This window comes from Cryobacterium sp. PH31-L1 (assembly GCF_030063145.1).
Lineage (GTDB): Bacteria > Actinomycetota > Actinomycetes > Actinomycetales > Microbacteriaceae > Cryobacterium.
Genome location: NZ_JASISM010000005.1, coordinates 182,082 through 197,914, shown reverse-complemented (window position 1 = coordinate 197,914; position 15,833 = coordinate 182,082). Strand labels below are relative to the sequence as shown.

Annotated in this window: 12 protein-coding genes; 10 read left to right on the top strand and 2 right to left on the bottom strand. The window is 67.2% G+C overall.

Going from position 1 to position 15,833, the window contains the following annotated elements; genetic code table 11:
• The first annotated feature begins 261 nt into the window (after positions 1 to 261).
• Positions 262 to 1,110: a formate dehydrogenase accessory sulfurtransferase FdhD gene (fdhD, locus tag QMF22_RS11830; RefSeq protein WP_283453785.1), complete on the top strand. Its 849-nt coding sequence runs from the start codon at positions 262 to 264 to the stop codon at positions 1,108 to 1,110.
• A 300-nt stretch (positions 1,111 to 1,410) separates the two neighbouring features.
• Here fdhD and QMF22_RS11825 read toward each other — a convergent pair whose 3' ends face one another.
• Positions 1,411 to 3,711, bottom strand: coding sequence for an FdhF/YdeP family oxidoreductase (locus QMF22_RS11825; protein WP_283453782.1), 2,301 nt, complete (start codon positions 3,709 to 3,711; stop codon positions 1,411 to 1,413).
• A gap of 146 nt (positions 3,712 to 3,857) precedes the next feature.
• On the opposite strand from QMF22_RS11825, the gene QMF22_RS11820 reads away from it, so the two are divergent.
• From QMF22_RS11820 to QMF22_RS11810, 4 genes are all read left to right on the top strand, one after another.
• Positions 3,858 to 5,252 carry an OFA family MFS transporter gene (locus tag QMF22_RS11820; protein ID WP_283453780.1) on the top strand — a complete coding sequence of 465 codons (1,395 nt, stop codon included), beginning with the start codon at positions 3,858 to 3,860 and terminating at the stop codon, positions 5,250 to 5,252.
• Positions 5,249 to 5,350: an MFS transporter small subunit gene (locus QMF22_RS17510; RefSeq protein ID WP_502846946.1), complete on the top strand. Its 102-nt coding sequence runs from the start codon at positions 5,249 to 5,251 to the stop codon at positions 5,348 to 5,350. Before QMF22_RS11820 ends, QMF22_RS17510 begins: the two co-directional genes overlap by 4 nt.
• A 287-nt stretch (positions 5,351 to 5,637) precedes the next feature.
• Complete coding sequence (locus QMF22_RS11815; RefSeq protein WP_283453779.1) at positions 5,638 to 7,893, top strand: glycosyltransferase; 2,256 nt, start codon at positions 5,638 to 5,640, stop codon at positions 7,891 to 7,893.
• Positions 7,890 to 9,203 carry a glycosyltransferase gene (locus QMF22_RS11810; RefSeq protein ID WP_283453777.1) on the top strand — a complete coding sequence of 438 codons (1,314 nt, stop codon included), beginning with the start codon at positions 7,890 to 7,892 and terminating at the stop codon, positions 9,201 to 9,203. The genes QMF22_RS11815 and QMF22_RS11810 overlap by 4 nt, the downstream gene beginning before the upstream one ends.
• A 92-nt stretch (positions 9,204 to 9,295) precedes the next feature.
• Here the strand turns inward: QMF22_RS11810 and QMF22_RS11805 are convergent, their stop codons facing one another.
• Positions 9,296 to 9,880 (bottom strand): nucleotidyltransferase family protein, encoded by a 585-nt coding sequence (locus QMF22_RS11805; protein WP_283453775.1) that lies wholly within the window; start codon positions 9,878 to 9,880, stop codon positions 9,296 to 9,298.
• 211 nt (positions 9,881 to 10,091) lie between these two features.
• Here QMF22_RS11805 and QMF22_RS11800 point away from each other — a divergent pair, with 211 nt between their 5' ends.
• From QMF22_RS11800 to QMF22_RS11780, 5 genes are all read left to right on the top strand, one after another.
• Positions 10,092 to 11,174 (top strand): acetamidase/formamidase family protein, encoded by a 1,083-nt coding sequence (locus QMF22_RS11800; protein WP_502846953.1) that lies wholly within the window; start codon positions 10,092 to 10,094, stop codon positions 11,172 to 11,174.
• Positions 11,167 to 12,363 carry an amidase family protein gene (locus QMF22_RS11795; protein ID WP_283453771.1) on the top strand — a complete coding sequence of 399 codons (1,197 nt, stop codon included), beginning with the start codon at positions 11,167 to 11,169 and terminating at the stop codon, positions 12,361 to 12,363. The genes QMF22_RS11800 and QMF22_RS11795 overlap by 8 nt, the downstream gene beginning before the upstream one ends.
• Before the next feature lie 146 nt (positions 12,364 to 12,509).
• Complete coding sequence (locus QMF22_RS11790; RefSeq protein ID WP_283454092.1) at positions 12,510 to 13,709, top strand: pyridoxal-phosphate-dependent aminotransferase family protein; 1,200 nt, start codon at positions 12,510 to 12,512, stop codon at positions 13,707 to 13,709.
• Positions 13,706 to 14,980 (top strand): allantoate amidohydrolase, encoded by a 1,275-nt coding sequence (locus tag QMF22_RS11785; RefSeq protein WP_283453769.1) that lies wholly within the window; start codon positions 13,706 to 13,708, stop codon positions 14,978 to 14,980. The genes QMF22_RS11790 and QMF22_RS11785 overlap by 4 nt, the downstream gene beginning before the upstream one ends.
• Positions 14,977 to 15,828 carry a MurR/RpiR family transcriptional regulator gene (locus QMF22_RS11780; RefSeq protein WP_283453766.1) on the top strand — a complete coding sequence of 284 codons (852 nt, stop codon included), beginning with the start codon at positions 14,977 to 14,979 and terminating at the stop codon, positions 15,826 to 15,828. The genes QMF22_RS11785 and QMF22_RS11780 overlap by 4 nt, the downstream gene beginning before the upstream one ends.
• Positions 15,829 to 15,833 lie beyond the last annotated feature (5 nt).

Sequence of the window (15,833 nt, the reverse complement as noted above, 5' to 3'; positions counted from 1 at the left end):
TGCCGGTAGAACTACGACACGCCGAGCGATTCTGCTTGCGGTGACCCGTGGTTTCCGGTCAGTGGTTCTTCATAACCTCTGATTGGATTGCGAATATGGCACGGAAAGAACGCAAGGCTGGGGGTGTAACCCCGGAGTACAGAGCTGAGATGGTTCGGTTGACGCTGGAGAGCGGAAAATCGATGACTCCGGCCGCCGTGAGGCGAGAAATCCGCGGTGGCGAACGCCACTCCCAGCACCGACCCGTGGCAGACTTTCAGCATGAGCAGAATCACCGCGCGACGTAAAATCACCCGGCTCACGGTCGGCAAGCCAACCCTGGCCGGCGAGGACCTGCTCGCGGTCGAGGAACCACTGGAACTTCGAGTGAACGGCCGCCGCCTCGCCGTGACGATGCGCACCCCGGGTAACGACATCGACCTCGCTGCCGGCTTTCTGGTGTCCGAGGGCGTCATCACCAAGGGTGACGACTTCAACACCGCCCGCTACTGTGCCGGCGCCACCGAAGACGGTGTCAACACCTACAATGTGCTCGACGTCACCCTCGGACCCGGGGTCACACCGCCGGCACCGAGCCTGGAACGGTCCCTGATCACGACGAGCTCCTGCGGCCTGTGCGGCAAGGAGAGCATCGACGCCGTGCGCACGAAGTCGTCCTTCGCCATAGCGGATGACCCGGCACGAGTGGATGCCGAACTGCTCACGACCTTCCCCGACCGGCTGCGGGCCGGGCAGAACGTGTTCGAGAAGACCGGCGGCATCCATGCGGCCGGCCTGTTCGATGCTGCGACCGGCGCGCTGCTCGTGCTGCGCGAAGACGTCGGCCGGCACAACGCCGTCGATAAAGTCATCGGCTGGGCGGTCAAGGAGAACCGGCTGCCGCTGACCGGCACCGTGCTCATGGTGTCGAGCCGGGCGAGCTTCGAACTCACCCAGAAAGCCCTGATGGCGGGCATTCCGGTGCTTGCGGCGGTCTCCGCGCCGTCATCACTCGCCGCTGAGTTCGCCGCTGAGGTGGGCATGACCCTGGTCGGTTTTCTCCGCGGCGACTCCATGGTCATCTATGCCGGCGGCGACCGCATCGTGAGCCGGAACGAGCAGGCCGCCTAGGCCTGCGCTCTGACGGTTCGCCGGAGCTGCGCCGCTGCGCGGGAGGCGCAACTCGAGCGCACTGGCTCAACTCCAGCTTGGCGTGTGGCGCGGGAGCTCTGGCCGGGCCGCAACTCCCGCGTACTGGCTCAGGTCCCGCGCAGGGTGCTCTACGAGGAGAGCGCAGGAGCCCGAACTCCTGCGTACTGGCTCAGGTCCCGCGCAGGGCCTGGCAGTGGTGCCGTGGACGCGCCCGCCACTTGGCGCAGAACCCGCGCAGTGGCGCCACACCCGCGCGCGGCCGCCCAGCTCAGGCGCCGCTCAGGCCGGCCTGGCGGCCGGTACGAAGCGCACGGTCATGGCCTTGTAACCGGGTGTGTTCGACTCGCGGGCCACCAGCTCGCGGTGCATGAGCGCGTTGGCTTCTGGAAAGTACGCGGCCGCGCAGCCCCGCGGCGTTGGATAGACCACGAGGCGAAAGGTGTCGGCCCGACGCTCGACACCCTGGAAAGTGCTGATCACGTCAACCATATCGCGGTCGACAAAGCCCAGCTCGGTGACGTCGTCTTCGTGGATCAAGATGACCCGGCGCCCGTTCTTGATCCCGCGGTAGCGGTCGTCGAGCCCGTAAAACGTGGTGTTGTACTGGTCATGGCTGCGGATGGTCTGCAGAATCAGGTGCCCCTCGGGCGCCGAGAGGTACTCGATCGGGCTCACCGTGAAGCGAGCCAGGCCGATATCGGTGGCGAAGCTGCGGGTGTCGCGCGGCGGGTTGGGCAGCACGAATCCGTTCTTCGTCTTGAGCCGGGCGTTGAAGTCGTCGAAGCCGGGCACGACCCGCGAGATGTGATCGCGAATGACGTCGTAGTCCTCGGCCATCGCCTTCCAGTCGACCGGGTGGTCGTCGCCGAGCGTGGCATGGGCCATACGGGCAATGATGACGGGTTCGGCGAGCAGGTGCTCCGACACCGGCTCCAGGCGCCCCTGGGTGGTGCGCACCACCGACATTGAGTCTTCCACCGAAAGCACCTGGCGGCCAGACGGATGCTTGTCATCGGTATCGGTGCGGCCGAGCGTTGGCAGAATGAGTGAGGTCAGTCCGTGCATGACGTGCGAGCGGTTGGGCTTGGTGGAGACGTGCACGGTGAGTCGGACGCGCTGCATGGCCGTTTCGAGCAGGTCGGTGTCGGAACAGGCGAGGGCGAAGTTACCGCCCATCGAGACGAACACGTCGACTCGGTCGTGCACGAAGGCATCCACCGTGTCGACGGAGTCCAGGCCGTGCTCACGAGGGGAGACGATCGAGAACTCGGCGTCAAGGGCGGCGAGCATAGGCTCCTTGGGCTTCTCCCAGACGCCCATCGTGCGGTCGCCCTGCACGTTGGAGTGGCCACGTACCGGGCACGCTCCCGCACCGGGCTTGCCGAAGTTCCCCTGCAGCAGCAGCAGGTTGATGATTTCCTTGAGGGTATTCACCGAGTGCGGCTGCTGGGTCAGTCCGAGCGCCCAGCAGATGATGGTGGCCTTGCTCGCCACGAGCATGCGGGCGACCGTTTCGATCGCGGCACGTTCGAGGCCCGTGGCGCGGAAGGTCTCGTCCCAGTCGATCATCGAACGGGCTGCCCGATAGGCCTCGATGCCGTCGGTGTTCGCCGCCACGAACTCATGGTCGATGACCGACCCGGGCACTCGGGCTTCCTGTTCGAGTAGCAGATGGCCGAGCGCCTGGAACAGGGCGAGGTCGCCGCCGACTTTGATCTGCAGAAACTCATCGGCCAGGTTGGTGCCCTTTCCGATGACACCCTTGGGAGTCTGCGGGTCCATGAAGTTGAACAGACCGGCCTCGGGCAGTGGGTTGACGGCCACGATCTTGCCGCCGTTATCCTTGCACTCAGCCAGGGCCGACAGCATGCGCGGATGGTTGGTGCCCGGGTTCTGGCCGACGACCATAATGAGCTCGGCCCGGTGAATGTCGTCGAGGGAGACGGTGCCCTTGCCGATGCCAATTGTGGGGTTCAGCGCCGAGCCCGACGATTCGTGGCACATGTTGGAGCAATCCGGCAGGTTGTTGGTGCCGATTGACCGGGCAAACAGCTGGTACATGAACGCCGACTCGTTAGCCGTGCGGCCGGAGGTGTAAAAAACGGAGCGGTCGGGCACGGTGGCGCGAATCTGCTCGCCGATGAGCTCGAAGGCGTCGTCCCAGGAGATCTGCGAATAGTGCGTGTCGCCCGGTCGGATCACGACGGGGTGCGTGATGCGGCCCTGGTTGCCGAGCCAGTACTCGGTCTTGGTGGCGAGCTCGGCTATGGAGTGCTCGGCCCAGAACTGCGGTGTCACGGTGCGCAGCGTGCTCTCCTCGGCGACGGCCTTCGCGCCGTTTTCGCAAAATTCTGCGGTCTTCCGGTGTCCCTGGGACTCCGGCCACGCGCATCCGGGGCAGTCGGTACCGTCGCGCTGATTCAGGCGCAGCAGCGAACGGGCGGTGCGCGCGACGCCGGCCTGGGCGATGCCCCGGTCGAGCGCCACGACCACTGCTTCGACTCCCGCCGCATGGGTCTTGGGCGGAGTGACAACGAGATTATCTTCGTTGATGTCTTCGATCGGAGCTGAGCGTGTCATAGGTCTATCCTGCCTTGCCCTTCGGGGGAAATACCCTCAAAGTGTTAAATGGGCACGTTACGAATAGAAAATTCGGTTGAAACATTCGGATAGGCTTTTATCCGACAGCAACGTCGCTATCGCCTTCCGGCAGCAAGGACACCTCAATGAGCTGGCTCGATCGAGACCGCACCATCGCCCCACCCGGATTCAACCGCTGGCTCATCCCGCCGGCAGCACTGGCCGTGCACCTCTGCATCGGCCAGGCCTACGCCACGAGCGTGTACAAAACGGCGCTGGTAGCGCACTTTGATGCCAGCCTGGTTCAGATCGGGGTCATCTTCTCGATCGCCATCGTAATGCTCGGCCTCTCAGCGGCCATCATGGGCACCTGGGTAGACACGAACGGGCCGCGCAAGGCGATGTTCGTCGCTGCGCTGTTCTGGTCCGGCGGATTCCTCATCGGTTCTCTCGGAATCTTCAGCAACCAGCTCTGGTTGGTCTATGTCGGCTACGGTTTCATCGGCGGCATCGGGCTGGGGATCGGCTACATCTCCCCGGTTTCCACACTCATCAAGTGGTTTCCGGACCGCCCGGGCCTCGCAACCGGCATGGCCATCATGGGCTTTGGTGGCGGAGCTCTCATCGCCAGCCCGGTCTCAACCGCCCTGCTCAGCTTCTACGATCCGAATTCCGGATCGGCGAACTGGGTCGCCAGCGGTGATTCCGTCGGCAAACTCTTTCTCACCCTCGCGGTGATCTATCTCGCATACATGATGTTCGGCGCCTTCACGATCAAGGTGCCGGCGCCGGGGTGGACTCCGGCCGGGTTCGATCCGTCGCGGGTGAAGGCGCAGGCGCTCGTCACGACCAATCACGTTTCGGCCCGGAACGCCATTCGCACCCGCCAGTTCTGGCTGCTCTGGGTCGTGTTGTTCTGCAACGTGACTGCCGGCATAGGCATTCTCGAGCAGGCCGCCCCGATGATCCAGGACTTCTTCCGGCAGAACGACGGCAACTCTTTGGTCTCGGCCGTAGTCGCGGGTGGATTCGTGGGCCTGTTGTCATTGGCGAACATGGGCGGACGTTTCATCTGGTCGGCCACTTCGGACAAAACCGGGCGCAAGAACATCTACATGGTCTACCTCGGCGTCGGCACGGTGTTGTATTTCCTGTTGGCTCTGTTCGGGCCGAGCACGACGGCACTGTACGTGGTCCTGGCCTTCATCATCATCTCGTTTTACGGCGGCGGTTTCGCCACCGCGCCGGCCTACCTGCGTGACCTGTTCGGAACCTTCCAGGTGGGTGCTATCCACGGTCGGTTGTTGACCGCCTGGTCGGCTGCTGGCATCGCGGGGCCGCTCATCGTGAACTCGTTCCTCGACGCCCAGGGTGCTCCGGGGGAGTTGACCGCCGCCGCCTACCAGCCAGCCCTGCTCACCATGGTCGGGCTGCTCGTCGTCGGCTTCGTGGCAAACCTCTTTGTACGACCGGTTCACTCCGACTACCACGAACCAGAAAAGCCGCTTGTCGGCACGGCAGCCCGGGAGGCGCGCGCATGAAGACCCTGCAACTCATCGTAGGTTGGGCATTGGTGGGTATTCCGCTTGCCTTCGGCATCTATCAAACGCTCACAAAGGTGACCGCTCTGTTCGGCTAAATCACATTCCTTTTTAGAGCCACGCTCCATTCATTGGGGCGTGGCTCTATTTGTATTGATGGGGTTGGCCTCAAAATTGGAAATCTCCCAGCTTAAGTCTTCTGATTCATGCAATGATGACGAGTGGGGAATTAGCTAGCCCGGCTAGCTAAATCTGATCCGGCCGCACAGACGCTCGGATTCGTGACGTTCTCGGCCTGAAATGGCCGATACAGATCCCCGTTCACTGGCGGCGAGCCCGAATCGCCGTGATCGATCCGCGTTAGTTTTCGCGGGGAGGAGTCAGCGTGGCCACCCACACCGCCCTTGACCAGCAGCGCTCTGCCGCCACAATTCTCGACGGAATTCGGCGGGCCGATGACCTCACGGTCGCGGCCGCTCGCGACGGCGGCGTTCGGGCGGTGCGCTTGCTGGCCCAGGCGGCGACCGACCCGAGCGACCAACTCACTGCAATCGCGGCCGTGCACGCCCTCGCCCAGGTCTTCGACGACTCGGCCGACGAAGTGCTCGTGGCACTGTTGCACCACGACGCGGCCTTCCTGCGCGAGCACGCGGCCTGGGCACTCGGCACCCGGCTGCCCCGCTACGACGCCATCGCCGGACTGGTCACGCTCGTGCGCGGCGGCGGTTTCAGCGGCATGCTCGCCCAGCGCACGCTCGAGCAATGGGGCACCTCGGCCGCCGATCATGTCGGTCTCTTTCTTGAGGGCACCCTGCTCGGCACGACCGAAGCGGACGCCCGCGCCCGCCTGGTCGAAACCATCGGCCTCATTCCCGGCCGCGTTCCAGAGCGGCTCTTACGTCGGGTCGCCACCGACTCCACCGAGGACCTGCATACCCGCGCGGCCGCGATCGCGGCCCTCGGCGACCGAGCCTCCAACCCTGCCATAATCTCGCTGCTCAGCGCGCTCTCGCAAGCGGATGCCGCAGACACCAGCGCCGAGGCCAATGAGCTCGCGGCCGTCGCCCGACTGGCTCTGTTCGACCTCACGGCACCGGCCACCGCGCACGCCCCGTGGAACCAGACCTCCACAATCGCTCAGTTGTTCCTGCACGCCGACATCGACGGTGAACTCTCCCAAGTGGGCGCCGGCGACAATGGCGGCATCGCCACCCTGCTGGTGCGCCTCGGCGACGCCCTCGTCGCCGGTCCGGCCGGGGGACCGGGCTCTGCGGCGGCCGGAATCGACCGGGTTATCACTATCTCGCGCGGCAGCCACGAGTCCGCGCTCAACGCCCTCGCCGACGTGGGATCGACCCAGCCGGGACACTCGTTCGCGGCAGTGCCCTTCGTCGGCGGCCCGGTGCCCTCCATCGACGCCTGGCCGCGCCGGATCGCGGCTGAGCGCGGCATCCGGCGTATTCTGCGCTCGGCCGGCGTGGTTGACGCCATTCACCTGCGCATGGCCGACGTCGGCAGCCTCGCCGCGGCCACGGTCGCCCGCGACCTCGACATTCCGGTGGTGTTCACCGTGGCACCCGACCCGCACGGCGTGATCGATTCCCTCGAATCGAGCGGCGCCCTCACCCGAGCCAACTTCGGCTCGGTCGACGCCGTCGAGCACTTCTGGTTTCGTGCCCGCCTGGTGCAGCGCTTGGCAGCGGATGCCGCCCACACCGTGCTCTTTCCGCGCCCGCAACTGCAGCAGGACATCGAACGGCTGATCGGCATCGACATCGACGCGCACCCCGAACGGCATTCCGTCATTCCCGAGGGCATCGACCTCGCGGTGATCGACCGTTCGAGAACGGATGCCCTCGGCTCGCTCGGTCTCACCGGCGGCAGACTGCTGGTCACCGGCGAGGCGCACGCCAGGGCCGAGGCCGAACCGGCCGCTCTGGCTTTCGATCAGCTCGACGCCCTGCTCGGTACGCTCCCGCTCGAGCGGCGCGGTTTGCCCCTGCTGATCAGCGTCGGCCGACTGCACCGGGTGAAGGGCATGGCCGCCCTGGTCGAGGCGTGGAGCGGCGACCCGAGCCTGCAGGCTCGTTCCAACCTGCTGATTGTGGGTGGTGACCTCGAGCATCCGTCGCGTGACGAGGGCATTGAGCTGCAGCGTATGCAGGCCGCGGTGACGGGCACGGCGACATCGGCCCGGGGGCTGCTGCTGGCCGGACACCGCGCCAACGACACGGTCGCGCGTTGGTTGGCCGCCGCCCGCTACGGACGCCCCGGCCTCGCGGCTCCGTTCGGGGTATACGTCTGCGCGAGCATGAAAGAGGAGTTCGGCATCGCCCTGCTCGAGGCTATGGCCACCGGGCTAACGGTCGTTGCGCCCAATGGCGGCGGACCGGCGACCTACGTTGAGCACGGCGTGACCGGATTTCTCGTCGACACCGGTGACGGCGACGCCCTGGGCCACTCCATCACGGACGCGCTGACCCTGGCGGCGGGAGCGCATGGTGGCGCCAACGCGGCACGGGCTCGCAGCATGGTCGCGAACAGGTTTACCATCGAAGCCATGGCGTCAACCCTGACGGAGGTATACCGTGACGTTGCTGTGGCCAGCGAGCCGATCGCCTGGGAATTGAGCGTCTCGTGACCCTGCTGATCATCAGCCCCGACTACGCCTCGCACCTCTACCCGCTGGCCACGCTTGGCACCGCCTGGGCGCAGGCCGGCGAACGTGTCGTGGTCGCGACCGGTCCCGCGACGGCCGACATCGTAACCGCGTTCGGATTCGAACGGGAGAATCTGCAGCTAGGCCGCGGTTCCAACCCCGGCACGATTCGGGCCGAACAGCAGCCCGTCGGTGAAGACGATGCCCTGCGCGGCTTCTTCGATGCCACCCGCCGCGGCATGGTCGACACTCTGCGTTTTCAAGCCGAGGCGCGCAGCAACGACCTGCTCTACAACCCGGTGGAGATTGCCCGCGAGGTGCAGCGCATCGTCGCCCGGGTGAAGCCGGACCAAGTCATCGTCGACCACCTGGCTTTCAGCGCGCGGCTCGGGCTGCTCAGCGCCGAGGTGCCCTACGCCGACGTCGTGCTCGGGCATCCGTCGGCGTTGCCGGTTGGCACCGAGGTCTACGGCTACCCGCCGGCCTGGCCTGCCGTGTTCTCGCCCGCCGCCACGGAACTCGCCCTGCTCCACGACGAGTGCGAGGCCGTACGCGACGACTTCACCGCCCAGTGGAACGACGCCCTGCGAGAGCTTGACCCCCAGGCAAAGCCGAGCCGAGACGCCTTCCAGGAGTGCGGCGACGTGCTGCTGCTCAACTACCCGGCCGAGCTGCACGCCGCCGAGCGCACCATGTCGCTGTCGCCGCACGTCTTTCTCGGCTCGGCCGTGCGCACCGAAGCCGTCGATCCCGAGGTCGAGGCGTGGCTGGCTTCAGACTCCCTGCCCGTGGTCTACGTCAGCTTTGGAAGTTTTCTCTCGGTACGTGGTGATGTGCTTACGCGCGTTGCCGCCGCCCTGAGAGGCCTGCCGGTGCGGGTCGCTCTCGCTGTCGGGGCGACCGACCCCACCGTGCTCGGTCCCGTCCCCGACTCTTGGCTGGTGCGCGGGTTCCTGCCGCAGGTGCGCTTGCTGCAGGATGCCGCCCTCGCCGTGACCCATGGCGGCAATAATTCGGTCACCGAGGCGATGCGCGAGGGGGTGCCGCTCGTCGTGCTGCCGTTCTCCACCGACCAGTTCGCCGGGGCGACCGCCCTCGACGACGCCGGCTTCGGTACGTCTCTGCCGCCCAACACCGCGACCGTGCTCGGCCTGCGGGAGGCCTGCGAGCGGATGCTGCTCCTCACCGGCTCCGCGCGCGCCCGCCTCGACGCGCTCGCGGCATCCCTGACCCTGCAGTCCGGAGCGTCGCGCGCCTACGCGGCACTCACCCGGGTGCCCGCCCGACGTTAGCCCCGCTATTTCCGGGCCCGAGCCTGGAAACTGGGCCCACGATAGATCGTGGTCCCGGTTTCCTAAGGTGGGCCCGGCAGTTTACGAACGGTTCAGTTCGGCCGGTCGACATCAAGTCCGGTGCCGAGATCGCCGCACTCGACGGCCTTGGCCGAGTGCGAGCGCAAGTAGGGACCGGCGCCGGTGTCACCGGTCGCACCAGCGATGATGGGCTCCCAGTGTGCGCGGCCGATCACGACCGGGTGACCGGGTTGCCCGGCGAACCGGGCCTGGCGCAGACTGTTCTCGGTGCTGGCTTCGAGTACCCGAGCAATGGTCGCCGCGTTCAGGTCTGGCACATCCACCGGAACCACCGCGATGCTGGTCAGACCGGGCTGATCGAGAGCGCAGAGCAGCCCGGCACGCAGCGAGGCAGAGAGCCCGTCGGCCCAATCGGTAGCCTGCACGAGCAGAACGGATGCCGCGGGCGCTAGCAGCGCCGCGGCCTCCGCCCCACGCGCACCCAGCACCACGATCACGGGGGAGCATCCGCCTGCTGTCAGCACGTCGACGGCGTGCTGAAGCCAGGAACGCCCGGCGTCGTCGTACACGAGCGCCTTCGGCTGACCGTAGCGTGAGCCGGCTCCGGCGGCGAGCACCAGCCCGGCGGCGTGGCTGGCGGGCTGCGACGTCTGCATGCCTGCCATCGTACGGGCCAATCGTTCGGCGGCCATGATCCCCCCACCACGGGGGTGACTGGCCGTGGCGCTATACGCTCGCAGATAGAGCACCAATATTTACTACCCTGACGCGTGAAGATGCGCACCGATTCGGCCTGGCCCCCGCCGGATCAACAACGATGCGCCGCTCGACGCATCCTTCGGCACGCTGCTTGTCTGGAAGGCCATGATGTCCGCTTTGATTCTCCAGCCGCAGCGCGGCAACATCGGCTCCACGCACTACCTTCCGGCGACGATCAATACCGTGCTCTGGGGTCGTCTGCCCTGCGCGAATGACGTCGGCGTGATCACCGTCGAGTCGGGCGACGAGGTCGTCATCGACACCATCAGCCATGAGGGTGTGCTCGAAGATCAGGGCCGCGACCCGGCCGCGTTCTTCGGCCGACACGGCGTGCCGCGCGAATTCGTACTCGACGACGCCGTCGCACTGGCCGCCTCGGACATCGACCGCGACCCGGGCAGCGACGGCCCGCACGTAGTAACGGGCCCGATCCACGTGAGCGGGACCCTGCCCGGCGACCTGCTCAAAATGACCGTGCTCGAGGCGACACCACGCGTGCCCTACGGAATCATCTCCAACCGGCACGGTCGCGGCGCCCTGCCGGGCGAGTATCCGCTCGGTACCGAAAATGTGAGCGTGTTCGCGGCCGTTGAGGAATTCGAGGGCCGTCAGGTGGGCACACTGCCGCTCCATCCCGGCGCCGACCGGGTGGTGCGATTTCCCCTGAACCCGTTCCTCGGCATCATGGGCGTCGCCGTCGCGGGCGACGTGCGGGCGCATTCCGTGCCGCCGGGCTCGCACGGCGGCAACCTCGATATCAATCTGCTCACCGTCGGGTCGTCGTTGTACCTGCCGGTGCAGGTTCCCGGCGCACTCGCCTACGTCGGCGACCCACACTTCGCCCAGGGCGACGGCGAGGTCGCCCTGACGGCCATGGAGGCCTCCCTACGCGTCAGGGTACGTTTCGACGTGATCAGCCAGGCGGATGCCCTCGCCAAGTTCGGCTTGATCGTCGGCCCACTCGCCGAGACGAAGGATTTTCTCGTGCCGACCGGGCTGAACGTCGACCTCGACGAGGCCGTGCGCGAGTGCGTGCGGGCGGCAATCAACCTGCTCGCCGCCCGCTACGGCATGGATCGCACCCTCGCCTACGCCTATCTCAGCGCCGCGACCGACTTCAACATCTCGCAGGTGGTCGACCGGGTCACCGGCGTGCACGCCCGCATTCGAGTAGCCGACTTTCGTGGTTGATTCGGCGCGCTCGGCAGCGGTGCCGGCCTTCGACACCAGCGTCTGGCGGGTACTCGGCAACCCGCTGATCGGCAGCGAATCCGGCTGCGAAACCGGCGCCCCGCTGCACGGTTTGACCGTCGCCGTCAAAGACCTCTATGACGTGGCCGGTTTTGCTGTTGGCGCGGGCATTCCGGAGTACCTGCGCGAGCAGTCCGTTGCGACGGAAAGCGCCCCGGCCCTGCGGTCCCTCCTCGGCGCCGGCGCCAGTGTGCGCGGTATCGCTCAGACCGACGAATTCGCCTACAGCATCGCCGGAGCCAACGTGCACTACGGCACCCCGCCGAACCCGCGGGTGCCCGCTGGCCTGCCCGGCGGGTCGTCGAGCGGTCCTGCCGCAGCGGTCGCGCTCGGCCACGCCGACATCGGTCTCGGCACCGACACCGCTGGGTCCATCCGCGTGCCCGCGTCGTACCAAGGTTTGTGGGGCCTTCGGAGCACCCAGGACGCCGTGAATCGCAGTGGACTGCTGCCGCTCGCGCCACGGTTCGATGCGGTGGGCTGGCTCACCCGCAGCCCCGTCGTGCTTCGGGCGGCCGTGGACGCGTCAGTGGAATCGCACCTGCAACGTATTGCGCCGCAGAAGTATGTGGTGGCGGCATCCGTTGTGTTCGGTCTGGAGGACGACGTGCAGGCGGCGTTTCTCGGCACTGCCAGCCGACTGCCGGTCGATCTCGTCGACGTCGGCGATATCGCAGCCCTGTTCCGGGCCTTTCGTACCGTGCAGGCGGCCGAGGCCTGGCAGATCCACGGCGGGTGGGTGCGCGCGCACCCCGGCGTACTGGGGCCCGACGTGGCCGCACGGTTCGCCTGGGCGTCGCAGGTCACCGGCAGCGCCGACCGTGCGGCCCGGGGCGTGCTCGGTGTCGCCCGCGAACGGCTGGACCACATTCTGAACGACCGGGTCCTGCTGCTGCCGAGTACCACGTCGACCGCGCCCCACCGCGACAACGACCCGGCACGCCTCGATCGCACCCGCAGTTCCACCCTCGCATTGACCTGCCTGGCCGCAATCGGCGGCTACCCGGCCCTGTCGGCGCCGCTGCTGTCGGTGGGCCGTGCACCGCTCGGGCTGTGTCTGGTTGGCCCGAGGTTCAGCGACCTGGCGCTCGTGGATGCCGCCTCCGATTTGGCCGGAGTGCTCTCCTGAGCCACCCGGTTTCAGTACTGCGACATTCCCGTAACGTGCGTGAAATGTCTGCTGCCTAAAATGAGCACCTGAAACACCTGTTTCACCATGCCGAGGGAGTGAAACACATTTCCAGCCTTCCGATCAACCCGCCCGCGCGGCTTCTCATGGGTCCCGGCCCGATCAACGCCGATCCCCGAGTGCTCCGCGCCATGGCGGCCCAACTGGTGGGCCAGTACGACCCCGCCATGACCGGCTACATGACCGAGACGCAAGCGCTGTACCGCACCGTCTTCGGCACCACGAACGAGCACACGCTGCTCGTGGACGGCACCGCCCGGGCCGGCATCGAGGCCGCCCTGGTCTCGCTGATCGAACCCGGCGACCGCGTGCTCGTGCCCATCTTCGGTCGCTTCGGCCATCTGCTGCGCGAAATCGCCGAACGCGCCGGCGCCGAGGTGCACGTGCGCGAAGTGCCCTGGGGCCAGGTCTTCACCCCCACCGCGATCGAACAGGCCATCACCGAGACCCGCCCGAAACTGCTCGCCATCGTGCACGGCGACACGTCGACCACCATGATGCAGCCGCTCGACGAACTCGGCGAGATCTGCGCCCGCCACGGCGTGCTGTTCTACACCGACGTCACCGCCTCGCTCGGCAGCAATACGGTGCAAACGGATGCCTGGGGCCTCGACGCCGTCACCGCCGGCCTGCAGAAATGCCTGGCCGGTCCGTCCGGGTCGGCGCCGTCGACGTTCTCGCCACGTGCCGCGGGCGTGATCAACGCCCGCAGGAGCATCGAGGCCGGGCTGCGCGAACCGGGGGAGGTGGCGAATGCCAACCCGATCCGGTCCAACTACTTCGACCTGTCGATGCTGTTCGACTATTGGGGTCCGAAGAGGCTCAATCACCACACCGAGGCCACGACCATGCTCTACGGTGCCCGCGAATGCGCCCGCCTACTGGTCGACGAAGGGCTGCCGCAGGCCGTTGCGCGGCACCGTCGGCACGGTGCGGCGATGCTGGCCGGCGTACAGGGTCTCGGCCTCGATACGTTTGGCGACCTCGGGCACAAGATGAACAACGTCGTCGCCGTCGTGATTCCTGACGGCGTGAACGGCGACAGTGTGCGCGGCGCCCTGCTGAACGACTTCGGCATTGAAATCGGGACCTCGTTCGGTCCGCTGCACGGCAAAATCTGGCGCATCGGAACCATGGGCTACAACGCCCGCCAAGACACCGTGCTGACCACCCTGGCCGCGCTCGAGCAGGTGCTGCGCCGCGCCGGGGCATCCGTTGTCGGTGGCAGCGGTGTGGGCGCCGCCTACGACGTGTACGCCGATAACGCCCGACAGGATGCCCTGTGACGACTGCGGCCGGCATTCTCGCCCGCTGCGATGAGCTCGCGCGGCACAGCTCCCTTCCGAACGCCCTGATCGAGCGGGTTTACCTCTCGCCCGAACACGCCGCAGTGAACGCCCTCGCCGCCGAGTGGATGACCGCGGCCGGCCTGGCCACCTGGCAGGATGCCGCGGGCAACCAGTGCGGTCGGCTCGAAGGAGCCGCCCCAGGGCTACCCGCGCTGCTGCTCGGTTCGCACCTCGACACGGTTCCTGCGGCGGGCCGGTACGACGGAATCCTCGGGGTGCTGCTCGCCATCGCCGTGGCCGAACGCCTCGCGCTGTCGGGTCGCCCCCTACCGTTCGCCCTTGAGGTGGCCGCCTTCGGCGACGAAGAGGGCACCCGATTCGGCACCACCCTGCTCGGCAGCCGCGCCCTCGCCGGAACCTGGCAGAACGAGTGGTGGGGCCTGCTCGATGCGAACGGTGTGAGCCTCGACGCGGCCTACCGTGCGTTTGGCCTCGACCCGGCGTTGATCGGCGAGGCGGCGCGCACCCCGGTCGAACTCATCGGCTACCTCGAAGCGCACATCGAACAGGGCCCGGTACTCGACGACGCCGGCCTCGCGCTCGGCGTCGTCTCGTCGATCGCCGGAGCCCGACGGTTCCAGGTCGTGATCGAGGGGGCTGCCGGGCACTCCGGCACCCCGTGGGCGCTGCGCCGAGATGCCCTGGCCGGGGCGAGCGAGGTCATTCTTGCGATCGAGAGCATCGCGCGCGAAGCCAAACTCATCGGCACGGTCGGTCACCTCGCGCTCTTTCCCGACGCGGTGAATGTCATTCCGGGCCGGGTCGAGTTCAGTCTCGACCTGCGCGGCGAGTTTGATCCGCAACGTGACCGGGCGTGGGCCCTGATCGAGCAGACGGCGGAGCAAATTTGCGAACGTCGAGGGCTGACGCTGACGAGCGTTCAGACTCATGGCGCGCCGGCCGCGCACTGCAGTCCGCACCTGCGGGCGGCCGTGGCGACCGGCATCCGCTTGGCTGGTGGTGAGTCGTCGCCGACGCTGTTCTCGATGGCCGGCCACGACGCCATGGCGATCGCGGCGCTCACCGACATCGGCATGTTGTTCGTGCGCTGCCTCGGCGGCGTCAGTCACCACCCCGACGAATCGGTCACCGAGGCCGACGTGGCTGTCGCGCTTGATGCGTTCGAAGCAGCGGTACTGGCCCTGGCCGACCAGTACGACGCGGACGAGATGGACTCCGAGTTCGACGCACGTGCGGCTTTGAGGTGACGGACACGATGAACATCGGGCAGCGCATCGACGGTCGCTACGGCGAGTTATCGCCGCAGGAGCAGCGGGTTGCCGATTTCTTCCTCGATCATCTGAGTGATCTCGCGGTCTATAACGCGTCCGAGCTGGCCCGGCTGAGCGGTGTGTCCAAGGCCACCGTGTCGCGGCTGTTTCGCCGGCTCGGCTTTCAGGATTCCGCCGAGGTTCGCGAACACGCGCGCACCCTGCGCAGTCACGGCGCCCCGGTGGGTGGGCCGGGAGCATCCGCCGGTACGCCGTCGCGTCTGGCCGCGCACCTGGAGGGTGAGCAGGAGAACCTGCGCCGGCTGCTGCAGAACCTCGAAGACGGCCGACTGGATGCCGCGGCTCGGCTGATCGCGCACGCCGGCAACGTCGTCGTGATCGGGCTGCGCAATAGCTACCCGCTGGCCTTGCACCTGCGCCAGCAACTCGCCCAGGCCTGCCAGAGCGTACGACTTGCGCCGCTGCCCGGGCAGTCGATCGGTGAGGATCTGGCCGGCCTCGGCCCGCACGACGTGGTCGTTCTGCTCGGTTTTCGGCGCCGCACTGCGGGCTTCGGGCAGCTGGTCGCGGCGATCCAGCGGCGGGGGATTCCGCTCGTGCTGATCGCCGACCCGTCTGCCCGCAAACATGCCGACGGCGCGGCGGTCTGGCTGGAATGCCCGATCGATAGCGCTTCGGCCTTCGACAGCTACGCCACTGCGATGAGCCTGATCAACCTGCTCGCGACGGGCGCGATGGGGGCACACGTGCGCGAAACCCGCAGGCGCATCGCCGCCATCACGCAGGTGTACGAAGACCTCGACGAACTCGAGGCACCGTGGTGAGTAGA

What these genes read in the sequence shown, in the direction of transcription:
- fdhD (WP_283453785.1), top strand. Translation starts at nt 262, where the DNA reads ATGAGCAGAATCACCGCGCGACGTAAAATCACCCGGCTCACGGTCGGC.
- QMF22_RS11825 (WP_283453782.1), bottom strand. Translation starts at nt 3,711, where the DNA reads ATGACACGCTCAGCTCCGATCGAAGACATCAACGAAGATAATCTCGTT.
- QMF22_RS11820 (WP_283453780.1), top strand. Translation starts at nt 3,858, where the DNA reads ATGAGCTGGCTCGATCGAGACCGCACCATCGCCCCACCCGGATTCAAC.
- QMF22_RS17510 (WP_502846946.1), top strand. Translation starts at nt 5,249, where the DNA reads ATGAAGACCCTGCAACTCATCGTAGGTTGGGCATTGGTGGGTATTCCG.
- QMF22_RS11805 (WP_283453775.1), bottom strand. Translation starts at nt 9,880, where the DNA reads ATGCAGACGTCGCAGCCCGCCAGCCACGCCGCCGGGCTGGTGCTCGCC.
- QMF22_RS11800 (WP_502846953.1), top strand. Translation starts at nt 10,092, where the DNA reads ATGTCCGCTTTGATTCTCCAGCCGCAGCGCGGCAACATCGGCTCCACG.
- QMF22_RS11790 (WP_283454092.1), top strand. Translation starts at nt 12,510, where the DNA reads ATGGGTCCCGGCCCGATCAACGCCGATCCCCGAGTGCTCCGCGCCATG.